Source organism: Mesorhizobium sp. C395A (genome assembly GCF_030323205.1).
Taxonomy (GTDB): domain Bacteria; phylum Pseudomonadota; class Alphaproteobacteria; order Rhizobiales; family Rhizobiaceae; genus Mesorhizobium.
In genome coordinates this window covers 806,475-828,603 of record NZ_CP100473.1, presented here as the reverse complement: position 1 = coordinate 828,603, position 22,129 = coordinate 806,475, and the positions used below count along the sequence as shown (strand labels likewise).

The window sequence follows — 22,129 nt, the reverse complement described above, 5'->3', positions numbered from 1 at the left end:
CGCCGGGGGCTAAGACGGCATATGCCGCTGTCAACAGGCCTTTTGTCCTGTATGATCTCGTTGAAGGAAGGTTGGGAGGGGATCATGCAAAGTGCATTGGCGAAGTTCATCATGGCAAGTTCCGTTCTGGCCGCGCTGCAAGCCGCGCAGCCGGCTTTTGCCGCGTCCTGCAACTGGAGCGCCAAGATGGAAGAAGACGAAGGCGGCAGCGTGCTGACGGCTTCGGTGTGCGGCGGACCGAAGGCCGATGCGCATCTGATGCTGGTCTGTTTCGACAAGCCGCTGCTGAGCTACGATCTGGGCGCGGCCGGCCAGCAGCTGGAGCCCGGCATCAGCGCTTCCTTCACCTTCAAGGGCGGTGACAAGAGCGTGACCAAAAAGCTCGACCTCGAGGCCATGTATAATTACTTCACGGCTGAGCTGAGCAAAGACGATCCACTGCTCGGCCTGTTGCGCGGCAAGGGCGACCTCACGGTTACGGCCGACAAATATGGCGAGAACAGCTTTCCGCTGACCGGCTCGAGCGCGGCCATCGGCAAGGTGCTGACGCAGTGCGGCAAAGGGTCATCTGGCGAAGCGGACTGAGGGCTCCCGACTTTCGACCACGCAGCTTGGTCCCGCGCCTCCGTCAGGGCAAAGCCAAGCAGGTTCTCGCCGCGCCCGGTTTGCCGTTTCGCTCATCGACGGGGGCACGGGTTTTGGAGGCGCAACATGCGGCCTGAGTTTTCAACGCGAGCTGCGCTCTCCCTCCGGTGTCGCCACCAGCGAGGCGGCGGCGGCATTGGCGGTGGCAATCGCCGCTTCCATCGGATGGCCACGCGCGAGGCCTGCCGCGAAGGCGCCGACGAATTCGTCGCCGGCGCCATGGGTGCTGACGACCTTGACCGGGACGGCCGCCAGCGCGAAGGCCGCGCCGGTCCGGTCGCAATAGGCGACGCCTTCGCCGCCGGCGGTGACGATCGCCGAGGGGTAGGTATCGATCAGCCGCCGCGCGGCTTCGGCTGCGCCGGCGAGCGTATCGACGACCGGAACACCGGCGAGAAATTCCGCTTCGATGGCGTTGACGATGACGATGTCTGTCAGCGCGGTCAATTCGGCCGACAGTGTTCGCGCCGGTGCGGCGTTGAGCACGACGCGGCCGCCGGATGCCTTCACCGCGCGCGCGGCAGCGATGTTGGCGGCATCGGGCACTTCGTTCTGCAGCAACAGCACTGCCGTCTGTACCACCACCTCGCCCGCAGCCGCGATGTCATCACCGCCCAGGATGAGATTGCTGCCGGAGACGATCACCGCACCATAGTCGCCATCGCTGTCGAAGATCGCCACGCTCATGCCGGAGCCTGCGCCTGCCGCCACGCGCACGAAGCGGCGATCGACGCCGGCGCGATCGAGATTGGCCAGCAGCGCCGTGCCGAAATCGTCGTCGCCGACGGCGCCGATCATCGCCGCGCGCACGCCGGCGCGTGCCGCCGAGACCGCCTGGTTGCCGCCCTTGCCGCCGCATTTCGGCTGCCAGGCATGGCCGGTCACAGTCTCGCCCTTGCGCGGACGGTCGGGCGCGTCGACCATAATGTCGTAGTGCAGGCTGCCGAAGACGGTGACCAGCGGAACCGTCATGTGCCGCGGTCTTTTCGCTTCGAGGTGACCGCCGACATGGTGCGGCCGAGATTGCGCTCCGCCGCCTGGTAGTCGCGCTGCGCCACCGCCACGAACAGCGCGTCGAGGATGTTGAGCTGCGCGATGCGGGCCGCCGCGTTCTCGCCCATCAGCGGCGATCCCTGCGCCGTCGAGCACAGCACGATGTCGGCAATCCGGGCCAGCGGCGAGTTGTCGTAGTTGGTGATGGCCAGCGTGCGGGCGCCGCTCTTGCGGGCAAGATGGATGGCGTCGATGACGGCCGACGTGTTGCCGGAATGCGAGAAGCCGACGGCGATGTCGTCGGCGCCGAGGAGCGAGGCCGACATCAGCATCATGTGCGAGTCGTCATAGACAGACGCGCGGATGCCGATGCGCAGGAATTTGTGCGAGACGTCGCGGGCGATCTGGGCGGAGCCGCCGACGCCATAAAAATCGCGGTTCCTGGCGCGGTAGAGCAGATCGGCGGCACGGTCGAAATCGTCCATGTCGAGGATCGCGAGCGTCTCCTCCAGCGCCTGGATCGAGGTGCGGAACACTTTCTGCACGATCTCGGCCAAGCTGTCGTCGACCGACAGTTCCTGGTGCATCTCGGCGGTCGGGAGGCGGCTGTATTCATAGACGGCGGTGCGGAAGTCGCGGTAGCCGGAGAAGCCGAGTTTCTTGGCGATCTTGACCACCATCGCCTCCGACACGCCGGCCTCCTCGGCGATCTGCTTGAGCGGAATGGTCTCGTCGAAACCGCGCCGGCCGAAGACGGTTTCCACCACCTTGGCCTCAAGCGGGGTGAGATGCGGCATCATCATGCGGATGCGCGGCCCCACGGCTTTCAGATCGAGATTGCTCAACGTCATCCACGTCCCCTCGTCACGACCCGAGCATGGCTTCCTGGACGATAGCCTGCGACGTCACGGCGTCCTGGCTGTCCATGGCGGCGGACAGGCGGTTATCCTTCTCCAGCCGGTCGACAACGCGCAGCAGGCGCTTGACGGTGGCGATGTTGACTTCGCATTCGCGCACCGGATCGAGCCCGGTCATGTCGGGGAAGGTGTCGAAGTAGATGGCGCCGGCGTAGCCGTCGCGGCGGATCTGGCGCAGCAGTTCGATGGTCTGCAGCGTGTGCACCGCGCCGACCATCAGGCCGTCGTCGCGCTTGGCATAGCCATCGTTGAGATGGACGCCGAGCAGCTTGCTGTGGCGAGCGATCAGCGCCGCGGCGAAGGCCGGCTGTTCGTCGGCATAGAGCACATGGGCGAAATCGAGCGTGACGCCGAGAGTGGGTAGGCCGACCTCGCGGATCGCCAGCAAGGTGGTCGCCGCATCCGGCATCAGCGAGTAGGAGCGCGGTTCGTTAGGCTTGTACTCCAGGCTGATCTGGCAGCCGGGATCATGCGCGGCAACTTCACGAATCCCCTCGATTTCGTGCTGCCAGAGCGTCGCATAGTCAGTTTGAAATGCATAGTCGAAGCCATCCTGGCCCAGCCACAGCGTCATCAGACTGGCGCCGGCCGCGCGCACCGCATCGATACCGGCCTTGGTCAAGTCGATGGCTTCGCGGCGCACCGCCGGGTCCGGATTGGTGAAGGCGCCGAGCTTGAAGGCCGGATTGGAGTAGTAACGCATGGCAAAGCCATTGATGGAAAGCCCGAAATCACCGAGCTTTCGGGCGATTTCAGCCGGCTTTTCACTGACATGGTCGGGGAAATTAAGATCAAGGTCGGTCAGCCCGTCGACCTTGGCCGCGCGGGCTGCCATCTGCAGCATGGACGGCTTGCCGGTAAGATCAGGCCATTCGGCTTGCGGCCGCGAGGCGAAGGAATTCAGGCGGGTGGCGAAGCGACTGTTTGTCATGATGGACCTTTCAGTGATTTACTTCATATAAATACGAATATTTGTAAAGTTCTCATTTGCGAGGCGGTTTGTAGCGCGCAACATCCTGCTTGGCCGAGATCTTCGGCTGCGCCTCTGCATCCATGCCGGGAGTTTCGAGTCCCGCAACGGTGCGGATGCTGGTGCAAGCCCTTGCGCCCTGCCTGCCGATTGACCAATCTCGCCGACACTGTCATGAGCCGCGGTTGGGGGATCGCACATGCCAACGCTTTATCAACTGAAACCGGCCTTTCAGGCCAGGCTGCGGCCGCTGGCCGACCGGCTGGCCGATGCCGGCGTCACCGCCAACCAGATCACGCTTCTCGCCGCGGCGCTCTCCATCGCCACCGGCCTGGTGGTCGCGGCCTTTGCCTACCATCCCCTGGTTTTCCTGTTGATGCCGGTGGTGCTGTTCGTGCGCATGGCGCTCAACGCCATTGACGGGATGCTGGCCAGGGAACATGGGCAAGCATCAAAACTCGGCATGTTTCTCAACGAACTCTGCGACGTCGTCTCGGACCTGGCGCTGATCCTGGCCTTTGCCACCTTGTTCCCGGCCTGGGGTGTCGTCGCCTTCGCTATTACCGCCATGCTTGTCGAGTTCGCCGGCGTGCTTGGCGTTGCCGCAGGCAGCGGGCGCAACTATGCCGGGCCGTTCGGCAAGAGCGACCGAGCCCTGGTGCTCGGCGTCATCGGCTTTCTCCTCGCTTGCGGCCTGTGGGTGGCGGGGATCGCGCCATTTGTGTTTCCGATCATGGCTACACTGTCGGGGATAACCGCCATCAACCGGATACGCAGCGGCCTTAGAGCGGGCGGCACCTGATGCCAAAGCGTCAGGCACCCGACCGCCAGAGGGAAACCATGATCCACCAGACCATCGCCGCCCTAGCACCGGCAAGCCTCGAGCGCATCGCGCAGGAGCGCACGTTCAAGAGCCATGACGGCACCGAGATCTTCTACCGCTACTGGCCGGCCGCCGGGTCGGCGCCAAAGGGTGCGATCCTGCTGTTCCATCGCGGCCACGAGCATGGCGGCCGCATGGCGCATCTGGTCGACGAGCTCGCCATGCCCGACCATGCCTTCTACGCCTGGGACGCCCGCGGCAATGGCCGATCGGCCGGCGAGCGCGGCTATGCGCCGTCCTTTGCCGCCCTGGTGCGTGATATCGACTGCCTGGTGCGCGAGATCGGCCGGGATGGTTTTGGCCAGCGCGACATCGCGCTGATCGCGCAGTCCTTCGGCGCCGTGCTGGCTGCTGCCTGGGTGCATGACTATGCGCCCGACATCCGCGCGCTGGTGGTGGCTTCACCGGCCTTTTCGGTCAAGCTCTACGTGCCCTTCGCCAAGGAGGGCATTGCGCTGTGGCAGAAGCTCAAGGGCCGCTTCTTCGTCAATTCCTACGTCAAGGCGAAGTTCCTGACGCATGATGCCGAGCGCATCGCTTCCTTCGACGGCGATCCGCTGATCACGCGACCGATCGCCTCCAACATCCTGGTCGAGCTTTACGACCACGCTGCCCGCATCGTCTCGGACGCGCGCGCCATCACCGTGCCGACGCAGCTCTTGATCTCCGGCAGCGATTGGGTGGTGCGGCATGGACCGCAGCACGAATTCTTCGTCAATCTCGGCAGCAGCGCCAAGGAGCGGCATATGCTGCCCGGCTTCTTCCACGACACGCTGGGCGAGCGCGATCGCCAGCAGGCGCTGGACCTGATCCGGCCATTCCTCGAAAAGCAATTTGCCACGCCGGAGAAAACCATCGACTTGCTTCAGGCCGACCGCGCCGGCTACACCCGCGACGAGGCCGAGAGGCTCGCCTCGCCGCTGACGCTGCTGTCGCCCAAGGGTATTTTCTGGGCGATGAGTCGCGCCTCGATCCGCATGGGCGCCTGGCTGTCTTCGGGCATGAAGATCGGCATGGCCACCGGCTTCGATTCCGGCTCGACGCTCGACTATGTCTACGAGAACGATGCGCGCGGCACCGGCTTCATCGGCCGCATGATCGACCGCACCTTCCTCGACGCCATCGGCTGGCGCGGCATCCGCCAGCGCAAGCTGCATCTGGAAGAGCTGATCGGCAACGCCGCCGCCAGCCTGAAGGCAGCTGGCCGTCCCGTCAACATGCTCGACATCGCCGCCGGCCACGGCCGCTATGTACTCGATGCCGTCGCCAAATGCACTGAACCACCAGCAAGCGTGCGGCTGCAGGATTATTCCGAGCTCAATGTCGGACTGGGTTCGAAGCTGATAGCCGAGCGGCAGCTGCCGACCAGCGTCACCTTTCATCAGGCCGACGCCTTCGATGCCGACATGCTGGCCGGGCAAAAGCCGGCGCCGGACCTCGCCATCGTCTCCGGACTTTACGAATTGTTCGCCGACAATACGATGATTTCCCGCTCGCTCGGCGGGCTGGCGAGCGCCATGCAGTCCGGCAGCCTGCTCGTCTACACCAATCAGCCATGGCATCCGCAGCTGGAGATGATCGCGCGCAGCCTGACCTCGCATCGCGGCGGACAGGCCTGGGTGATGCGGCGGCGCACGCAGGGCGAGATGGACCAGTTGGTGACGGCTGCCGGTTTCGCAAAGATCGACCAGCGCATCGACCAATGGGGCATCTTCACCGTCTCGGTCGCACGGCGCGTCTGAGACCATGGCCCTGCCTGTCACTGACCCTGCCCCGGCGCGGGAACCCTATTTGGGCATCGTGCTGAGGGCAGCCCTTTGGCTGGCGCTGCTGGCGCCATTCTTCTATTCGACCTATGGCTTTGCCAACTGGCTGGCGTCGCGGCGCGACCATGTCGGCAGCATCGTGTTTGCCTGGGAATACGCCATCCCGTTCGTCGCCTGGACGATCGTGCCCTATTGGTCGATCAATCTGTTCTACGGCCTATCGCTGCTGCTCAACACGACCAGGCGCGGCGTCGACCGGCTCGCCGGCCGCTATCTCTCGGCGCAGATCATTGCCGTCGCCTGCTTCATCGCGTTCCCGCTGACGGCGACCTTCGTGCGGCCGGAAACCACCGGCCTGCCGGGTTTTCTGTTTGCGGTGCTCGGTGGTTTCGACAAGCCGTTCAACCAGGCGCCATCCCTGCACATCGCGCTGCTGGTGATCATCTGGGACCATTGGCGTCACGTTCTGGCACGCCACCGTCTCGGCGGCATTCTCCGCCCCGTCTGGCACGTCTGGTGTTTTCTCATCGGCGCCTCGGTGCTGACGACGTGGCAGCATCATTTCATCGACATTCCGACCGGCGCGCTGCTCGGCCTGTTTGCGCTATGGCTGTTTCCGTTCAAGGGCGAATTGCCATTCTGGGGTTTTCGGTTGACCGCCGACCCAAGGGCGCGGCGGCTGGCGGGTTATTACGGGCTGGGGGCGGCCCTTGCCCTGGCCGGCGCTGCCGAGGGCGCGTTGGTCTCCGCCGATTTTCTCATCCTGTTGTGGCCGGCATTGGCGCTGGCCATCGTCACCTTCGGCTATGCTGGGGCCGGCGCCAAAGTGTTCCAGAAGGCAGCCGATGGTAGCGTCTCACTGGCCAGCCGTATCCTGCTCCTGCCCTACCGGCTTGGCGCCCGGATCAATGTGTGGGTATGGACCCGCCAACTGGCGCCGCAAGTGGAGATCACCGACGGTGTTTTCCTCGGCCGGTTTCCGAGTGCCGACGAGGCCAACCGCTTCGGCACAGTGATCGACCTTGCCGGCGAGATGGAACGGCCGCGCGGCGTGACCTGCCGCTGGATCAGCTACGCGATGCTCGACCTCGTGGCGCCGCCTCACGACAGGCTGGAGCGAGCGGTGGCGGCGATCGAGCTGGCGCGCCGGCGCGGCACCGTCCTGGTCTGCTGCGCGCTCGGCTTCCAGCGCAGTGCGGCCATCGTCGCCGACTGGCTGGTGGTGACGGGGCGCTCGTACACAGCTGCACAGGCGCGCAAGAAACTCGCCGCGTCGGGCAGGCCCGTGCACCTTCAGATCGGGCTGGATGAACCGGGGCTGGAAGAACCGGGGCTGGAAGAACCGACATGAGTTGGCCGGCATGAGTGGCGACAATTTTCCCGAGAAGGCCGAAATATTCGCCGCCGGGCTGATGGTGCAGGCGGTGTGGCCGATCCTGCTGGTGGTCGCGGCTGTGATGGCAGCGCCGGTCATCGGCCTGGTGGCCGGACCGCAGACGACAGCGCTGTCCGCGGCGGCCTGGCTGGTCGCGGCGGCGAGCGCCGTGGCCACGCTGGCTCTTTCGGCCTTGCTTTTGTTCGATGCGCTGCTGTTCCGGCTGATGGCAAGCCACGCCAGCGAGGCCGCCGGGGGTGCCGCGGTCGACGATGTGCTGGCGCGCATGCGCCTGAAATCCACCACTGCCGGCGGCCGCTCGCTCGACCATCGCATGGCAGGCACGCGCCGCCTGCTGACAAGGCAGCGCATGGCGCTCGCCATGTTTGCTGCGGCATCCCTTTTCGCAGCATTTGTTTGAGCCATGACAAAACTTCACCTGCGCGCCAACACCTTCACCTTGCTGCAGACGGTGACGTCGGTCGGCCTGTCGGCGGCGGCCTGGGTGGTAACCGGCGTCAGACCAATCTGGAACGGCAGCCAGCCGTCGGAGCGGCAGCGCATCTACTTCGCCAACCATGCCAGCCATGGTGATTTCATCCTGCTGTCGGCCTGTCTGAGTGAGAAGGTGCGCGCCCGGACCCATGCGATCGCGGCGGCCGAATATTGGGGCAAGTCGCGGCTGCGCCGCTTCATCGCGCAGGACATGCTGTCGTCCGTGCTCATCCACCGGCAGTGGACCGACGAAACGCAACACCCGATCTCGATCATGCTGTCGGTGCTCGACGACGGCCACTCGCTGATCCTGTTTCCCGAAGGCACTCGCAACACGACGGAGGCGGATCTGCTGCCGTTCCGCTCCGGCCTCTACAATCTGTCGATGGCGCGGCCCGATGTCGAACTCATCCCGTGCTGGATCGAGAACATGTCGCGCGTGCTGCCCAAGGGCCAGTTCCTGCCGGTGCCGCTTCTGTGCCGCGTCGTCTTCGGTCCGCCGGTGGCGATCGCGCCCGGCGAAGAACGCCGCACCTTCCTCGAGCGCGCGCGCCAGACGCTGCTGTCGCTCAACCCGCGTCCCGATCGGGACCACTAGCATGACCAGGCAAAGAGACTTCGTATGACACTGCCGCCAATGCATGAAACCGTCATCCTGCTGGCCGGCCTGATCTGCGTGCTGACCATGGCGAGCATCGTTGCCGGTATCCTCTCATGGCGGGCGCCGAAGCCGCTGCCCTCGACGCTCGTCAACTTGAACCAGCGCATCAACGCCTGGTGGGTGATGGTGCTGGCGATCACCGTCGCCTTCTTCTTCGGCCGCACCGGCATGACCATCCTGTTTGCGCTGATCTCGTTTGCCGCGCTGCGCGAGTTCGTGACGCTGACGCACAGCCGGCGCAGCGACCACTGGGTGCTGCTCGGCATGTTCGGCATCATCATTCCCTTCCAGTACTGGCTGGTGTGGACCGCCTGGTACGGGCTCTTCACCATTTTCATCCCCGTCTACTGCTTCCTCTTGATGCCGGCGGTCACCGCGCTCAACGGCGACACCGAGCGCTTCCTCGAGCGCGTGTCCGCGCAGCAATGGGCGGTCATGATCTCGGTCTACTGCGTCAGCCATGTGCCGGCGCTGCTGACCCTCAACGTGCCCGGTTTCGAGGGCCGCAACCTCCTGCTCATCGCCTTCCTGATCATCACCGTGCAAGGCAGCGACGTGCTGCAATACATTTTCGGCAAGCTGTTCGGCAGGCATCTTCTGTCGCCCTCCGTCTCGCCCTCGAAGACCTGGGAAGGGCTGGGCGGCGGGCTGGTGGCATCGAGCCTTCTCGGCGCGCTGCTGTCGTTCCTGACGCCGTTCTCGCCGCTGGCGGCGGCAGGCGTCGCCTTCATCGCCTGCCTGATGGGGTTCCTCGGCGGGTTGGTGGCGTCGGCGATCAAGCGCGACCAGGGCGTCAAGGACTGGGGTCACCTGATCGAGGGTCACGGCGGCATGATGGACCGCGCCGACAGCCTGGTCTTCGCCGCACCGGTGTTCTTCCACATCGTCCGCTATTTCTGGACGTGAGCGAAGCCGTTCAATCGCGGATGGCCCGGCCTGCCTGCTGCAGCAATTCGAAGGCGGCGAAGCGCTTGTCGTGCCAGGGCACGAGGTCGCCACCGGCCGGGCGATAGATGTCGCCGATGCGCGACATGCCGGTCATCGCCGCGATCACATCGGGAAATTTTTGCGCCGCCACCGCAGCCAATATGGCTGAGCCGAGCAGCACCGGTTCGGGCGAGGTCGAACCGGCGACGGTCAGGCCTGTGGTGTCGGCCAAAAGCTGACGTACCAGCTCGCTTTGCGCCGCACCGCCGCTGACGACGATAGTGTCGATGGCAATGCCTTTTTTGGCCATCGCCGCCAGGATCTGGCGAACGCCGTAGCCGATGCCCAGCAGGCCGGCGACATAGAGCGCGACCAGACTGTCGAGGGACGTGTCCATGCCAAGCCCGGCGATCAGGGCCTTGGACTCAGGATCGGCGAAGGGCGAGCGGTTGCCGAGGAATTCCGGCACGACATGCAGTCCATCGGCTAGGTGCGCTACTGCGGACAGGTCGGCGGACTGCTTCGCCGCCTGCTGACCAAGCCAAGCGGTCAGGCCGAGACCTTCCGCCTTGGCTTTTGCGGATGCCTCAGCCGTGGCCGGATGGAAAGCGACGAGGTGGTCGATTGCAGCACCCGCCGCCGATTGCCCGCCTTCATTGAGCCAAAGCCCCGGCACCATCGAGGAAAAATACGGGCCCCAGACGCCGGGCACGAAGGCCGGCTCGCTGGTGCTGGCCATGGTGCAGGCCGAAGTGCCGAACACATAGGCCATGCGCGACTGCAAGGTGCCGACCGAGCCCTGCCCGCCAACCGTGCCGACGCCGCCGGCATGGGCATCGATCAGGCCGGCCGCAACCGGCGTTCCCGGCAGCAGGCCGAGATCGGCCGCGGCGGCCTCAGTCAGGCCTTGGGCAAGTGCCGTGCCGCCTTCGACGATTTCGGTGCCGATGCGGGCAAAGCCTTCATCGGCGAGCGCGCCGAGGCCGATGGCACGGAAATAGGCATCGTCCCAGCGCCGCTCATGACCGAGATAGGTCCATTTGCAGGTCAGCGTGCAGATCGAGCGCGCCAGGCTGCCGGTTGAGCGCCAGGTCAGATAGTCCGTCAGGTCGAAGAAATGCTCGGCCGCATCGAAGGTGGCGGGCAGGTTCTCGCGCAGCCACAGCAGCTTCGGCGTTTCCATTTCCGGCGAGATGGTGCCGCCGACATAGTCGAGCACGGCGTGCTTGCCGGCATTGATGCGCTGCGCCTGGTCGAGCGCGCGGTGATCCATCCAGACGATGATGTTGCGCTGACTGTCGCCGGAACTGCCGACCTGCAACGGCGCGCCGTCCTTGCCGACCACGACCAGCGAACAGGTGGCGTCGAAGCCGATGCCAGCAATGTCGCGCCCAGCGAGCCCCGACTTGGTCACCGCCTCGCGCACGCTGGCGCAAACCGCACGCCAGATGTCCTCGCTCGACTGTTCGGCGATTTCGCCGGGCTCGATGAACAGAGCGATGTCGCGCTTCGCCGAGGCAAGCATGGTGCCCTTGCTGTCGAATACCCCCGCCCTGGCACTGCCAGTGCCGACATCGATGCCGAGGAAGTGGGACATGGGAACCTCAGAAGTTAGGCAGTAGGCAGTAGGCGAGATGGTCAGCAGTGAACGGCCAGTTGCAAGAGCCTCTCCCCATTCCCTACTGCCTAATGCCTACTGCCTCACAAATCATTGCTCTGCGGCAGGATCACCAGATCCCGGATAGTGACATTTCTCGGCCTAGTCAGCATGAACAGCACGGCTTCGGCGACCTCGACCGGTTGAATCAGGCCGCCCTTGGCCAGTTCATCCTCAAGCTTGTCCTTCGGCCAGTCGCTGATCAGCGCTGTCACCACCGGCCCCGGCTGCACCGCGCCGAGGCGCAGGCCGTGCGGGGCGACCTGCCGGCGCACCGTGTGGACGAAGGCCTGCACGGCATGCTTGGAGGCGGTGTAGATCGGCTCCCAGACCACCGGCACCAGTCCGGCGATCGAGGACGTCACGATGATGTCGCCGGTCTTTCGTTCGACCATATGCGGAAGCACGGCGTGTATGGAACGGAACACCGCGTTGATGTTGAGGTTCAGCATGCGGTCCCACACATCGGGGTCGCCTTCGAGCACCGGGCCTCCGACATAGGCGCCGGCATTGGCGTGGAAGATATCGAGCTGGCCGGCCTTGTCCAGGATTTGCGGCATCATCGTCGCGACGCTGGCCGGCTTCATCAGATCGATCACCAGCGGGATCGCGTTGGGACCGAGTTCGGTGCAGACGCTTTTCAGCGCGTCTTCGGCGCGATCGACGAGCACAACGCGAACGCCGGCGGCAATCAGCGCTCTCGCGCATTCCAGGCCTATGCCCGACGCGGCGCCGGTGATCGCCGCGACTTTTCCACTCAAATCCTGAGCCATTCTTCTATCCTCGTATTCTCTGTTGGTTCAGGCTCGGCCGTGGGAAACCCGCGAGCGGCGTGCCAGGGAGTCGACGATGACCGCAATTGCCAGAACGGCGCCGGTGATCATGTAGCGAAGCGACGATGACAGATCGAGCAAGGTCAGCCCGCTGGCGATCGACTGGATGACGATGATGCCGAGCAGCGCGGAATAGGCGCTGCCACGGCCGCCAAACAGGCTGGTGCCGCCTATGACCGCCGCCGCAATGGCGTTGAGGTTGACGTCGCCGGTGCCGGCCTGCTGGCTGGCGGAGGCCAGCCGCGCCGCCGACAGGACGCCGCCGAGGGCGGCAAACATCGAGCACATGACGAAGGCGCTGAGGTAGATCGAGCGCACCTTGATGCCGGCCCGGCGCGCCGCTTCGCGGTTGCCGCCGACGGCGGTCATCGAGCGGCCCCATTGGGTGCGGGTCAGCGCATAGTTCATCGCCACCACCAGGCCGACGAACAGGCCGAACATCCACGGTATGCCGCGCGCCTGGTTGAGATAACCGACGATCAGTTCGAGCAGGATGGTCAGGGCGGCGACGCGCACGATGAGGCCGCCGACAGACGGCGCCGACAAATTGACGGCCCGGCGGCGGCTGACGGTGCGCAGGCCGCTGATCAGCATGATGATGCCGGGCAATGCCGCCAGTGCATAGGACAGCCAGTCCGGCATGACCAGCAACTGGCCGAAATTCACCAGGTTCGAGCCATAGGGCAGATTGATCGAGCCGGTGGAGCCCAGAATATACAGCTGCAGGCCGAGCACGGCGAGCAGGCCGGCGAGCGTCGAGACGAAGCTTGGCATGCCGAGCCGGTTGAACAGCAAGGCATAGAGCGCGCCGATGAAACCGCCGACGGCAACCGCGGCGAGGATGGCGAGCGCCACCGGCCAGCCCTGGTTGACCCACAGCGTGCCCACCATGGCCGAGGCAAAGCCGCTGATCGAGCCGACCGACAGGTCGATCTCGCCGACCATCAGCACGCAGACGATGCCGAGCGCGATGACGCCGACGGTCGAGCAGTCGAACAGGAGATTGACCAGATTGCTTGACGAAACGAACACCGGGTTGAGCGCGGTGAACACGCTCCAGATGATGACCAGGCCGACGATGACCGGCAACGAGCCGAGGTCGCCGGAGCGGACGCGGTCGAAGAAGGCGCTGATGGCGCCACCGACGCCGGCCTGGTGCTTGACGCGGACGTCGCTGCGGTCGAGCGCCGTCGACGAAGAGGTGTCCTGCTTGGGCTCCGCGCTCATGGCCGCTGCTCCTGGTTGTGCGCTTGTTCGGCGGCCTTGCGCCGTTCGGCGCGGCGCGACACTGCATTGTTGGCGGCGCCGGTGATGGCGCTGACCAGTTCCTGGTTCGAGGCGTCGGGTTCGAAGACGCCGTTGTTGCGGCCGAGCCTGAGCACCACGATGCGGTCGGCGACGGCGCGCACGTCCTCCATATTGTGACTGATCATCAGCACGCCGAGCCCACGCTCGCGCACCCGGTCGATGAGGTTCAGCACTTCCGCCGTCTGGGCGACGCCAAGAGCGGCGGTCGGCTCGTCGAGGAGGATGACCTTGGGGTCGAGCAGCAGCGAGCGGGCGATCGCCACCGTCTGGCGCTGGCCGCCGGACAGCGAGGCGACCGCCTCGCGGACGCTTGGAATACGCGCCGACAATTCGTTGAGCAGCGTCCAGGCGCGAATTTCCATCGCCACCTCGTCCAGCCGCAGCGGGTTGATCTCCTTGCCGAGAAAGATGTTGGCGACGACGTCGAGGTTTTCGCACAACGCCAGATCCTGGAAAACGGTGGCGATGCCGAGCGTCAGCGCGGCACTCGGGTCAGGCATGGTCACCTGCCTGCCGCGGAAATTGATGGTCCCCGAGCTCGGCTGGTGGACGCCGGCCAGGATCTTGACCAGCGTCGACTTGCCGGCGCCATTGTCGCCGACCAGCGCCACCACCTCGCCGGCATGGACATCGAGATCGATATCGGTGAGCGCCGAAACGGCGCCGAAATTCTTCGAGATGCCGCGCAGGCTGAGCACCAGCTCGCCTGCCGAAACCGGTCCGTCAGAGATGTCAGACATGGTGGCAAACCTTTCCGGATGGGCGGTCAAGAGTGACTGCGAACAAGATTGACTGCGAACTTCCGGCCACCGCAAGGGCGGCCGGAAAGCAGGATCAGGATTCTAGGTCATCCTTTTATGCATGTCGTTATCCCAAAACCGCTGCGCACTTTTGGGCGACCTGCATTGTCACTTTGTAATGCCGAGCTTCTTGCAACCTTCGGCGTAGCGGTCGACGCAAAGCTCTTCGGCGGTGTTGATCTTCTTGTCGATGATCTCGGCCTTTAGGTTTTCCTGCGTCACCACCGCCGGCGTGAACAGCTGCGAAGGAGTGTCGTAGAGGGTCATTTCGGCCTTCGGCGTCTCGCCCGACAGAAGCTGGACGGCGACGTTGGCGGCAGCCGCCGCAACGATCTCGCTCGGCTTGGAGATGGTGTTGTACTGGTCGCCGGCGATGATCAGCTGCAGGGCGGCGATGGTCGCGTCATTGCCCGTCACCGGCGGCACCGGATCGACACCGGCGGCCTTGAAAGCGGCGATGGCGCCACCACCGGTGCCGTCATTGGCCGCAACGACGCCGACGATCTGCGTGGAGAAGCGGGTGATCTGGCCGCTTGCCCATTGCTGCGCCTTCGGCGGCGCCCATTCCGGCGTGTCGTATTCGGCAAGGATCTTGTAGCCGCTGTTGTCGAGGCTGGAATGGATGCCCTTCTTGATCAGCCCGGCGGCCGCGTCGGTCGGCGATCCGTTGATCTGCAGCAGGCCGCCGCTGGCCGGGTCGACCTTCAGCGCCTTGAGGTGTTCGACGAGCGAGTCGGCAATGGCCTTGCCGATGCCTTCATTGTTGAACGAGACGTAGAAGTCGGCAGGTGCAGTCGGGATCGGGCGATCATAGGCGATGACCTTGACGCCCTGGCTCTGCGCCAGCTTGACCAGCGAGGCGGCGGCGGTCGAGTCGACAGGGTCAAGCACGATCGCCTTGGCGCCCTGCGAGATTACCGAGTTGAACTGCTGCTGCTGGCGCGAGGCGTCGGCATCGGCGTTCTGGTAGATCACCTTGCAGCCGGGGCAGAGTTTTTTCATCTCGGCGACGAAGCCGGGATAGTCGTGCTGCTCGTAGCGCGTCGAGGCCTGGTCGGGCATCAAGAAGGCGACCGTGGCGTCGGTAACCGGGGCGGCAAAGGCAGCGGTGCCGCCAAGAAGAGACAGAGTGAGCGCGATGGCTCCCGTCGATTTCCAGGCAAATCTGGTCATTTTGATAGCTCCGTTTCAAGGAATGGTTTCATGAAGCCCTGGACACCACATGGCGCCGGGCCTTGACTGCAGTCGGGCTGTTGCGAGGAACAACGGAGCACTTGATCCGTGCTGCGCATCCTCTTGATATCTCTGGATTTCGGGACAAGCGATCTCCAGCACGGGGCGCCTCCAACGCACCCCGCGTTCTTACCTCAGTAAATGTCTAGGCTCCTCCCGGTCCTCCCTGTTAGGCGGCAATCTCCGCGCTGATGTTTTCCGCCAGCAGGGCCCTGAAGCGCGAAGGCGACATGCCTTTCTGGGTCAGGAACTGGCGGTTGAAATTCGAGATGTTGTTGTAGCCGGCGGCATAGCAGATCTCGGTGATCGGCATGTCGGCCTCACTCATCAGCAGCTGGCAGGCAAGGTTGATGCGCAGCCGGTTGACATACTGCACCAGGGCCATGCCGGTATGGCGGCGGAAGCTGCGCGAAAACGCGCTCGGGCTGCGGCCGGCAATCGCCGCCAGATCGCTTTCGCTGAACGGCTCGGTCAGGTTGGCGTTGATATAGGCAAGCGCCTTGTTGACGCCGGCCGACATGAAGCCTGAGGGATCTGGCAGATAGCTGGCGCTGGTGAGCGTCCGCACATCGGCGGCGCGGCTCAGAATATCGATCAGCTCCATGAACAAAGCGATGCGGCGAACGCCTTGCGCTTCGACCAGTTCGGCCAGCACAGGTGCGGCGAGCTTGGCGGTAGCGGTGGAGAATAGCGCGCCGCGGCGGCTGAGCTCGAGAATGTTTTCACAACCGGCAAGTTCCGGCAACGCGGCGGTGGCGTCGGCAATGAACTCTTGCGAGAACTGCACGACGCGGCCGCGCAGCGGCACGCTGGCGCCTGCCGGCACGTCGCTGACCCAGTTGTGCGGCAGATTGGGTCCGGTGAGCACGAGATTGCCGGGCTCGAACTCGCCGATGAAGTCACCGACGAAATAATGGCCCGTGGTGGCGACGACGTGATGTATTTCGTATTCGGGATGGAAGTGCCAGCGCACCGTGTGGAAGGGGTAGCCGTGGGCCCAGGCCTTGAACGACTCGCCGCGTCTGATCTGGACGACTTCCAAGTCCGGATTCATGTCAGTTCCTCCCGGCGCCGGTCCGGTCATGCGACCAGTTGCAGTGCCATCTCCCGCAGGCCGCGTTTGCCGCTCTCTGCAGTGATCGAAGCTTAGGCGGCAATTCATGCAGCCGCCACCACGGTGTGTCCACCTCACTGATACTTTTTTGACGTTTTTATGGTCAACGCGATACGTTTGCGAGTACGCGGGAGAGATCAGGCCCCGCTTGCGAGACGATGACGACGCAAACGTGTCGCCGGCAGCGAGAGGTCGCTCGATTTCGGGTCCGTCACGGTGATAGTATGCAAAGGGAGCGGATCGGCATGACAAGGACGTTCACCTACTCCGGCAGCCCTGCGCAAATTGTCTTCGGCAATGGCGCGTCGTCCGAGGTGGGCACCTGGATCGAAAAACTCGGCTGCAATCGCGCGCTGGTGCTGTCGACGCCGCATCGGGCTGCCGACGGCGAGGCGCTTGCTAAGTCCCTCGGCGCGTTGGCGGCCGGCACCTTTTCGGGCGCCGCCATGCACACGCCGGTCGAGGTAACCCAAACGGCAATGGCCAAGGCGACCGAGGTCAACGCTGACTGCGTTGTCGCGCTTGGCGGCGGCTCGACCACCGGTCTCGGCAAGGCGATCGCCTGGCGCACCGACCTGCCGCAGATCGTCATCCCGACCACCTATGCCGGCTCGGAGGTGACGCCGATCCTCGGTCAGACCGAGAACGGCGAAAAAACCACAATGCGTGACGCAAGGATCCTGCCGGAAGTGGTGATCTACGATCCAGAGCTGACCGTCGGCCTGCCGATAGCGATGAGCGTCGCGTCAGGACTCAACGCCATGGCGCACGCGGCCGAAGCGCTTTACGCGCAGGATCGCCATCCGATTTCCACCCTGATGGCGAAAGAAGGATTGCGCGCCATGAAGGCGGCGCTGCCGGTGTTGACCAAGGAGCCTGGAAATATCGATGCACGCGGCGATGCGCTTTACGGCGCCTGGCTGTGCGGTACGGTGCTCGGCGCCGTCGGCATGGCGCTGCATCACAAGATCTGTCACACGCTGGGCGGCTCTTTCGACGTGCCGCATGCCGAGACCCATGCGGTGATGTTGCCGCACACGATCGGCTTCAACGCCGTCGCGGTGCCCGACTTGTTGAAGCCGGTCGCCGACTTGTTTGGCGGCAGCGCCGGTAGCGGTCTCCACGATTTCGCCAAGGCGGTCGGCGCGCCCCTTACATTGAAAGAACTCGGCCTCAAGCAGGCCGATCTCGACCGCGCCGCCGAGATTGCGACCAGGAACCCATACTGGAATCCGCGGCCTTTCGACCGCGCCGCAATCCGCGCCCTGTTGCAGCACGCGTGGGAGGGAAGGCGTCCGCAAAACTGACGGCAACAAGCAAGGAACTTACCCGCCGCGAATTCATCAGGATACCGCCACGACCGGTGTGCTCGCGGCGGCCTCGCGGTGCCGGCGATCGCCTGCCCTTTCGCATATAGCCGACAGGCATGAGTGGCTCCGCCTGATCGGCGCAGGCCGCTCACGGTTTGTGCGCGTGAAAAACTGCGCGGCTCGAAAAGCCCATTGACATCAGCCGTATTTTCGACGCAAACGTTATATTGTTACTGTTATAGAGTTACACAGCCCGCCTCTCCGGCGACATACATTTCAGACTGCAAGGAGACCACGGATGCGTCGCATTCCCTTTCTCGCCGCGCTGCTCGTCGCGGTGCCGCTTTTGACCGGCACGGCTGCCCGCGCCGAAGACAAGCTGACCATCGTGGCGGCCGAGAATTTCTATGGCGACCTTGCCCGCCAGATCGGCGGCAGCAACGTCACCGTCACCAGCATCCTGGCCAATCCCGATGACGATCCGCATCTGTTCGAGACCAGCCCGTCGACGGCGCGCACCATCGCCGATGCCAAGATCGTCATCTATAACGGCGCCGACTACGATCCGTGGATGGACAAGCTGCTGTCCGCCTCGACAGCCAAGGATCGCACGACCATCGTCGCCGCCGACCTGATCGGCAAGAAATCCGGCGACAATCCGCATCTGTGGTACGACCCGGCGACGCTGCCGGCCATCGCCAAGGCGCTGAGCGCCGATCTTGCCAAACGCGATCCGGCCAATGCAGCGCATTACGAGGCCAATCTCAAGGCATTCCAGACCTCGCTCGAGGCCATTGACAAGGAAATCGCCGACGTCAAGAACACCTATGCCGGCACCGAGGTGACGGCTACCGAGCCGGTCTTCGGCTACATGGCGGAAGCGCTCGGTCTGAAAATGCTGAACTACGATTTCCAGGTGGCTTTGATGAACGATGCGGAGCCGAGCGCCACGCAGGTGGCGGCGTTCGAAAACAGCCTGAAGGACGGCTCGGCCAAGATCCTGTTCTACAATTCGCAGGTGACCGACGAGGCAACGACAAGGCTGCTCGACATCGCCAGGCAGAATAAGGTCACTGTCATCGGCGTCACCGAGACGGAACCGGCGGGCCAGACTATCCAGACCTGGTTCGGCGGCCAGATCGACGCGGTCCAGAAGGCGCTTGCCGCCCGCACACAATGAACCACCAATGAACGTGACTAAATGAACGCAATCGAATTCGACAAGGTCACGCTGACCTATGGGGGACGCCGGGTTTTATCCGACGTCTCCTTTTCTCTACCGCAAGGCGCCTTTGTCGGCCTGCTCGGCGCCAATGGCGCCGGCAAGACGACGATGCTGCGCGCCATTCTCGGCCTGATCAAGCCGGCCGGCGGCGCCATTTCGGTGCTTGGCAAATCGCCGACGCGCGGCAACGCCGACATCGGCTATATGCCGCAGGCGCGGCGCGCGCTTGGCGATGTCGGCGTCAGCGGCCTCGACTTCGTGCTGAGTGCCGCCGGCGGGCATCGCTGGGGCTGGCCCGTCGCATCGGCTGCCGAGAAGGAGGCGGCGTGGAAGGCTCTTGAAGAGGTGGGCGCCGGCGACCTTGCGCGGCGGCCGCTGGGCGAGCTTTCCGGTGGCGAGCGCCAGCGCATCCTGATCGCGCAATCCTTGATCGGCAATCCGCAACTGCTGCTGCTAGACGAGCCGCTGATCAGCCTCGATGCAGGCCATCAGCGCGCGATCATCGACCTGGTGCATCAGATCGGCGAGCGGCTCGGCATTGCCGTGCTGTTCTGCTCGCACGAGATCAACCCGCTGCTGCGCGCCGTCGACCGCGTGCTCTATCTCGGCAACCGCAAGGCCGCGCTCGGCTCCGTCGACGAGGTCATCAGCGGGCCGGTGCTGTCGAAACTCTATGGCACGCACATCAATGTCATACGCGTCGCCGGCCGCATCTTCGTCATGGCCGACGATGTCGAACTGGAGAGCGGGGCGCATGTCCACGATCTTTGACTATGAATTCATGCGCAACGCCTTCTATGCCTGCACCATCGTCGGCATCGTTTCGGGCGCCGTCGGCTATTTCCTCGTGCTCCGGGGCCAGACCTTCGCCGGTCATGCGCTCTCCCATGTCGGCTTTCCCGGCGCCACGGGCGCCGGCCTAATCGGGCTGTCGCCGTTTCTCGGCCTCACGGTGTTTACCGTCGCCGCCGGCATCGGCATCGGCCTGCTTGGCGAGCGCGCGCATCGCGACGTCGCCATCGGCATCGTCTTGACGCTGTCGCTCGGCCTGGGCTTGCTGTTTCTGCATTTCTACACCGCCTTCGCCTCGCAGGCGACCAACGTGCTGTTCGGCAATGTGCTGGGCATCAGCCTGCGCACCGTTATCGTGCTTGCGGTGCTGGCGGTGGCGATCCTTGTCGCGCTTTTGCTGATCGCGCGGCCGCTGCTGTTCGCCAGCCTGCAGCCGGAACTCGCCGAAGCGCGCGGCGTGCCGCTCACTCTTGTCTCGACCCTGTTCATGGTGCTGGTCGCCGTCGCCACGTCCGAGGCGGTGCAGATCGTCGGCGTGCTGCTCGTCTTCGCGCTGATGGTGGCGCCTGCAGCCACCGCGCTCAGGCTTACCAGCGGCGTCGGAGCCGGCGTGCTGGCGTCCATCGCGCTTGCCGTGATCATCGCCTGGATCAGCCTGACGCTAGCCTTTCTGACCGACTGGCCGACGAGCTTCTGGATCACGGCGCTGGGCGCGGCGGCCTATGTCGTCAGCGGCATGGTCCGGCGCCCGTCGGTCCGAGAGACTCAGAGCGCCGACGCCGGCCCCTGAGGCTTGCCCTCCGGCAGGTCGATCGGGCCGGCTGGGCTGCAAAACTGACGTCAGGGAAATACACCCAAAAAAAGTCAGGTCTACAACCGGGCTCCTGAAACGTTTCAGCCGGGAAAGACAAATTCATTCAATCGCCTAGATCGCGACCTCTGTCGCGCCAAAGGTCCGCTCCGCAGCGGCCGGAACACCCGGAAAACCGCCATTTCAAGCGCATTTTGCAGCGGCGAATGGCTTGCGTGAGGCCGGCTGGAAAGCTGGCCGGGAGGCGCAAAAGAGACCTCCCGCGGCCATCGCGGGCGGCGTTGACAGACCGCGGTGCTGCATGCGTATAGCAAGCCATGGGTCACGCCATGGCCGTGGCGGTTGAGACGGGGCTGGGGGGTTTCGTAACAACAGCATTGACGGCCCGGCGCCGGACGGGCGGCATGCACTCTCGAAGTGCGCCGCTCGCTCTTGGCTGACGCGCCGGCGACCCGGCAGCAGTCCTGGCCTGCGTTCTCTCGACCAGGCTCCGCAGAACGCCATCGTCTCAGCTTTCCGCATCGGTTCGAAGCGAACGAGGTGACGCCCTCTTAACCGACATTCGCTTCGCTACGTCCCCCTCCCCCTGCTGGGCGAGGGGGACGCTGGCGATGAACCGCGCCGGCCGAGGTGTATCGGCACCGATCAGGAACTGCCGACGACGCGATCAAGCAAGCCTGACGACGAGCCGATCAGGCGACCCTGGCGACGTCGATCAGGCAAGCTTGACGACGTCGATCAAGCAAGCTTGACGACGAACTGCTTGGTTACCGGCTCGATGATCTGCCAGGTGCCCTTGAAATCGGCTTCGACCACGAACGCACCGCCCGGACCGACCTCGACCGGCGTGCCGCCATCGGGCGTGATGATGATGCGGCCGGCGATCATGTGCACGAACTCATAGTCGGTGTAGGTGGCGTGATAAGTGCCTGGCGAGGCCCGCCAGGTGCCCGACAGCACCTTGCCATCGGCGGTGGTGTGCTGCACGGCGGTCTGCATGGTCGGCCGGCCCGCGACAACGATCCAGCCCGGTAAGTCGCCGCCCTCGGCATGCTCGACAGCGCCGAATTTGAAAATGGTGGTGTTGGTCATGGGAGGCTCCGTTCGAATTGCATGGCTGCCGGTTGGATAGCCGATGCGTGCGACAGGGGCAACGCAAGGGCCGACGTGTGGCGTCGGAGATTGGCGAACGCGCGCGCTAATCTCCCCCCTCGAGGGGGAGATGTCGCCGAAGGCGACAGAGGGGGTCGGTTCGACTGGACGCGGCGCCCTGCACCAGACGGAAGTTGGCGCTTCACGCGAGACGACCCCCTCTGGCCGCTTCGCGGCCATCTCCCCCTCAAGGGGGGAGATTGGCAGTTCATCTCCCCCAATGTTGCACTGCGTTAGATTTGTTGCATTGCGATATCGACCA

General features: G+C 64.6%; 21 protein-coding genes. 11 read left to right on the top strand and 10 right to left on the bottom strand.

The window, feature by feature from the left end; translation table 11 throughout:
- The first annotated feature begins 84 nt into the window (after positions 1-84).
- Positions 85-585, top strand: coding sequence for a hypothetical protein (locus NLY37_RS04035; RefSeq protein WP_245270983.1), 501 nt, complete (start codon positions 85-87; stop codon positions 583-585).
- Positions 586-726: 141 nt separating this feature from the next.
- Here the strand turns inward: NLY37_RS04035 and NLY37_RS04030 are convergent, their stop codons facing one another.
- The 3 genes from NLY37_RS04030 to NLY37_RS04020 are packed head-to-tail and all read right to left on the bottom strand — an operon-like array spanning position 727 to position 3,486.
- The gene (locus NLY37_RS04030; protein WP_023742400.1) at positions 727-1,617 is read right to left on the bottom strand and encodes a ribokinase; all 891 of its coding nucleotides are present in this window, start codon (positions 1,615-1,617) and stop codon (positions 727-729) included.
- The gene (locus NLY37_RS04025; RefSeq protein ID WP_023695491.1) at positions 1,614-2,489 is read right to left on the bottom strand and encodes a MurR/RpiR family transcriptional regulator; all 876 of its coding nucleotides are present in this window, start codon (positions 2,487-2,489) and stop codon (positions 1,614-1,616) included. Before NLY37_RS04025 ends, NLY37_RS04030 begins: the two co-directional genes overlap by 4 nt.
- A gap of 13 nt (positions 2,490-2,502) precedes the next feature.
- The gene (locus NLY37_RS04020) at positions 2,503-3,486 is read right to left on the bottom strand and encodes a sugar phosphate isomerase/epimerase family protein (protein ID WP_023695492.1); all 984 of its coding nucleotides are present in this window, start codon (positions 3,484-3,486) and stop codon (positions 2,503-2,505) included.
- Between the two features lie 238 nt (positions 3,487-3,724).
- Between NLY37_RS04020 and NLY37_RS04015 the strand changes: the two genes are divergently transcribed.
- Genes NLY37_RS04015 through NLY37_RS03990 form a run of 6 tightly spaced genes read left to right on the top strand, consistent with a single transcriptional unit; the run spans position 3,725 to position 9,611 of the window.
- A complete protein-coding gene (locus NLY37_RS04015; protein WP_023703071.1) occupies positions 3,725-4,327 on the top strand; it encodes a CDP-alcohol phosphatidyltransferase family protein in 603 nt (200 codons plus the stop codon).
- Between the two features lie 41 nt (positions 4,328-4,368).
- A complete protein-coding gene (locus tag NLY37_RS04010) occupies positions 4,369-6,150 on the top strand; it encodes a bifunctional alpha/beta hydrolase/class I SAM-dependent methyltransferase (protein ID WP_031246357.1) in 1,782 nt (593 codons plus the stop codon).
- A 4-nt stretch (positions 6,151-6,154) separates the two neighbouring features.
- Positions 6,155-7,525, top strand: a complete 1,371-nt coding sequence (locus NLY37_RS04005) for a phosphatase PAP2/dual specificity phosphatase family protein (RefSeq protein WP_023742398.1) — start codon at positions 6,155-6,157, stop codon at positions 7,523-7,525.
- 10 nt (positions 7,526-7,535) lie between these two features.
- The gene (locus NLY37_RS04000; RefSeq protein WP_023693832.1) at positions 7,536-7,970 is read left to right on the top strand and encodes a hypothetical protein; all 435 of its coding nucleotides are present in this window, start codon (positions 7,536-7,538) and stop codon (positions 7,968-7,970) included.
- 3 nt (positions 7,971-7,973) lie between these two features.
- Positions 7,974-8,642 (top strand): lysophospholipid acyltransferase family protein, encoded by a 669-nt coding sequence (locus tag NLY37_RS03995; protein WP_023672504.1) that lies wholly within the window; start codon positions 7,974-7,976, stop codon positions 8,640-8,642.
- Positions 8,643-8,681: 39 nt separating this feature from the next.
- A complete protein-coding gene (locus NLY37_RS03990) occupies positions 8,682-9,611 on the top strand; it encodes a phosphatidate cytidylyltransferase (protein WP_031193489.1) in 930 nt (309 codons plus the stop codon).
- Positions 9,612-9,621: 10 nt separating this feature from the next.
- Here the strand turns inward: NLY37_RS03990 and NLY37_RS03985 are convergent, their stop codons facing one another.
- The 6 genes from NLY37_RS03985 to NLY37_RS03960 all read right to left on the bottom strand — a co-directional run bounded on the left by NLY37_RS03985 (position 9,622) and on the right by NLY37_RS03960 (position 16,517).
- Entirely contained in the window at positions 9,622-11,229 is a 1,608-nt protein-coding gene (locus NLY37_RS03985; protein WP_023742397.1) for an FGGY-family carbohydrate kinase, read from the bottom strand.
- Positions 11,230-11,333: 104 nt separating this feature from the next.
- Positions 11,334-12,062, bottom strand: coding sequence for an SDR family oxidoreductase (locus tag NLY37_RS03980; RefSeq protein WP_023742396.1), 729 nt, complete (start codon positions 12,060-12,062; stop codon positions 11,334-11,336).
- Between the two features lie 27 nt (positions 12,063-12,089).
- Positions 12,090-13,349 (bottom strand): sugar ABC transporter permease, encoded by a 1,260-nt coding sequence (locus NLY37_RS03975; RefSeq protein ID WP_023742395.1) that lies wholly within the window; start codon positions 13,347-13,349, stop codon positions 12,090-12,092.
- On the bottom strand, positions 13,346-14,170 hold the full coding sequence (locus NLY37_RS03970) for an ATP-binding cassette domain-containing protein (RefSeq protein ID WP_023688990.1): 825 nt from the start codon (positions 14,168-14,170) through the stop codon (positions 13,346-13,348). Before NLY37_RS03970 ends, NLY37_RS03975 begins: the two co-directional genes overlap by 4 nt.
- Before the next feature lie 168 nt (positions 14,171-14,338).
- Positions 14,339-15,403, bottom strand: coding sequence for an ABC transporter substrate-binding protein (locus NLY37_RS03965; protein ID WP_023672498.1), 1,065 nt, complete (start codon positions 15,401-15,403; stop codon positions 14,339-14,341).
- Positions 15,404-15,632: 229 nt separating this feature from the next.
- The gene (locus tag NLY37_RS03960) at positions 15,633-16,517 is read right to left on the bottom strand and encodes an AraC family transcriptional regulator (protein WP_023672497.1); all 885 of its coding nucleotides are present in this window, start codon (positions 16,515-16,517) and stop codon (positions 15,633-15,635) included.
- A gap of 305 nt (positions 16,518-16,822) precedes the next feature.
- On the opposite strand from NLY37_RS03960, the gene NLY37_RS03955 reads away from it, so the two are divergent.
- The 4 genes from NLY37_RS03955 (at position 16,823) to NLY37_RS03940 (ending at position 20,694) form a co-directional block, all read left to right on the top strand.
- Positions 16,823-17,884: a maleylacetate reductase gene (locus NLY37_RS03955; protein ID WP_023742394.1), complete on the top strand. Its 1,062-nt coding sequence runs from the start codon at positions 16,823-16,825 to the stop codon at positions 17,882-17,884.
- A gap of 301 nt (positions 17,885-18,185) precedes the next feature.
- Entirely contained in the window at positions 18,186-19,067 is an 882-nt protein-coding gene (locus tag NLY37_RS03950) for a metal ABC transporter solute-binding protein, Zn/Mn family (protein ID WP_023742393.1), read from the top strand.
- Between the two features lie 21 nt (positions 19,068-19,088).
- Entirely contained in the window at positions 19,089-19,883 is a 795-nt protein-coding gene (locus NLY37_RS03945; protein WP_023742392.1) for a metal ABC transporter ATP-binding protein, read from the top strand.
- Positions 19,867-20,694 (top strand): metal ABC transporter permease, encoded by an 828-nt coding sequence (locus tag NLY37_RS03940; protein ID WP_196814115.1) that lies wholly within the window; start codon positions 19,867-19,869, stop codon positions 20,692-20,694. The genes NLY37_RS03945 and NLY37_RS03940 overlap by 17 nt, the downstream gene beginning before the upstream one ends.
- Before the next feature lie 759 nt (positions 20,695-21,453).
- Here NLY37_RS03940 and NLY37_RS03935 read toward each other — a convergent pair.
- Positions 21,454-21,807, bottom strand: coding sequence for a cupin domain-containing protein (locus NLY37_RS03935; protein ID WP_023742391.1), 354 nt, complete (start codon positions 21,805-21,807; stop codon positions 21,454-21,456).
- Positions 21,808-22,129 lie beyond the last annotated feature (322 nt).

Coding starts and splice junctions, on each gene's coding strand:
- NLY37_RS04035 (WP_245270983.1), top strand. CDS start 85: ATGCAAAGTGCATTGGCGAAGTTCATCATGGCAAGTTCCGTTCTGGCC.
- NLY37_RS04030 (WP_023742400.1), bottom strand. CDS start 1,617: ATGACGGTTCCGCTGGTCACCGTCTTCGGCAGCCTGCACTACGACATT.
- NLY37_RS04025 (WP_023695491.1), bottom strand. CDS start 2,489: ATGACGTTGAGCAATCTCGATCTGAAAGCCGTGGGGCCGCGCATCCGC.
- NLY37_RS04020 (WP_023695492.1), bottom strand. CDS start 3,486: ATGACAAACAGTCGCTTCGCCACCCGCCTGAATTCCTTCGCCTCGCGG.
- NLY37_RS04015 (WP_023703071.1), top strand. CDS start 3,725: ATGCCAACGCTTTATCAACTGAAACCGGCCTTTCAGGCCAGGCTGCGG.
- NLY37_RS04005 (WP_023742398.1), top strand. CDS start 6,155: ATGGCCCTGCCTGTCACTGACCCTGCCCCGGCGCGGGAACCCTATTTG.
- NLY37_RS04000 (WP_023693832.1), top strand. CDS start 7,536: ATGAGTGGCGACAATTTTCCCGAGAAGGCCGAAATATTCGCCGCCGGG.
- NLY37_RS03995 (WP_023672504.1), top strand. CDS start 7,974: ATGACAAAACTTCACCTGCGCGCCAACACCTTCACCTTGCTGCAGACG.
- NLY37_RS03990 (WP_031193489.1), top strand. CDS start 8,682: ATGCATGAAACCGTCATCCTGCTGGCCGGCCTGATCTGCGTGCTGACC.
- NLY37_RS03985 (WP_023742397.1), bottom strand. CDS start 11,229: ATGTCCCACTTCCTCGGCATCGATGTCGGCACTGGCAGTGCCAGGGCG.
- NLY37_RS03980 (WP_023742396.1), bottom strand. CDS start 12,062: ATGGCTCAGGATTTGAGTGGAAAAGTCGCGGCGATCACCGGCGCCGCG.
- NLY37_RS03975 (WP_023742395.1), bottom strand. CDS start 13,349: ATGAGCGCGGAGCCCAAGCAGGACACCTCTTCGTCGACGGCGCTCGAC.
- NLY37_RS03970 (WP_023688990.1), bottom strand. CDS start 14,170: ATGTCTGACATCTCTGACGGACCGGTTTCGGCAGGCGAGCTGGTGCTC.
- NLY37_RS03965 (WP_023672498.1), bottom strand. CDS start 15,403: ATGACCAGATTTGCCTGGAAATCGACGGGAGCCATCGCGCTCACTCTG.
- NLY37_RS03960 (WP_023672497.1), bottom strand. CDS start 16,517: ATGAATCCGGACTTGGAAGTCGTCCAGATCAGACGCGGCGAGTCGTTC.
- NLY37_RS03955 (WP_023742394.1), top strand. CDS start 16,823: ATGACAAGGACGTTCACCTACTCCGGCAGCCCTGCGCAAATTGTCTTC.
- NLY37_RS03950 (WP_023742393.1), top strand. CDS start 18,186: ATGCGTCGCATTCCCTTTCTCGCCGCGCTGCTCGTCGCGGTGCCGCTT.
- NLY37_RS03945 (WP_023742392.1), top strand. CDS start 19,089: ATGAACGCAATCGAATTCGACAAGGTCACGCTGACCTATGGGGGACGC.
- NLY37_RS03940 (WP_196814115.1), top strand. CDS start 19,867: ATGTCCACGATCTTTGACTATGAATTCATGCGCAACGCCTTCTATGCC.
- NLY37_RS03935 (WP_023742391.1), bottom strand. CDS start 21,807: ATGACCAACACCACCATTTTCAAATTCGGCGCTGTCGAGCATGCCGAG.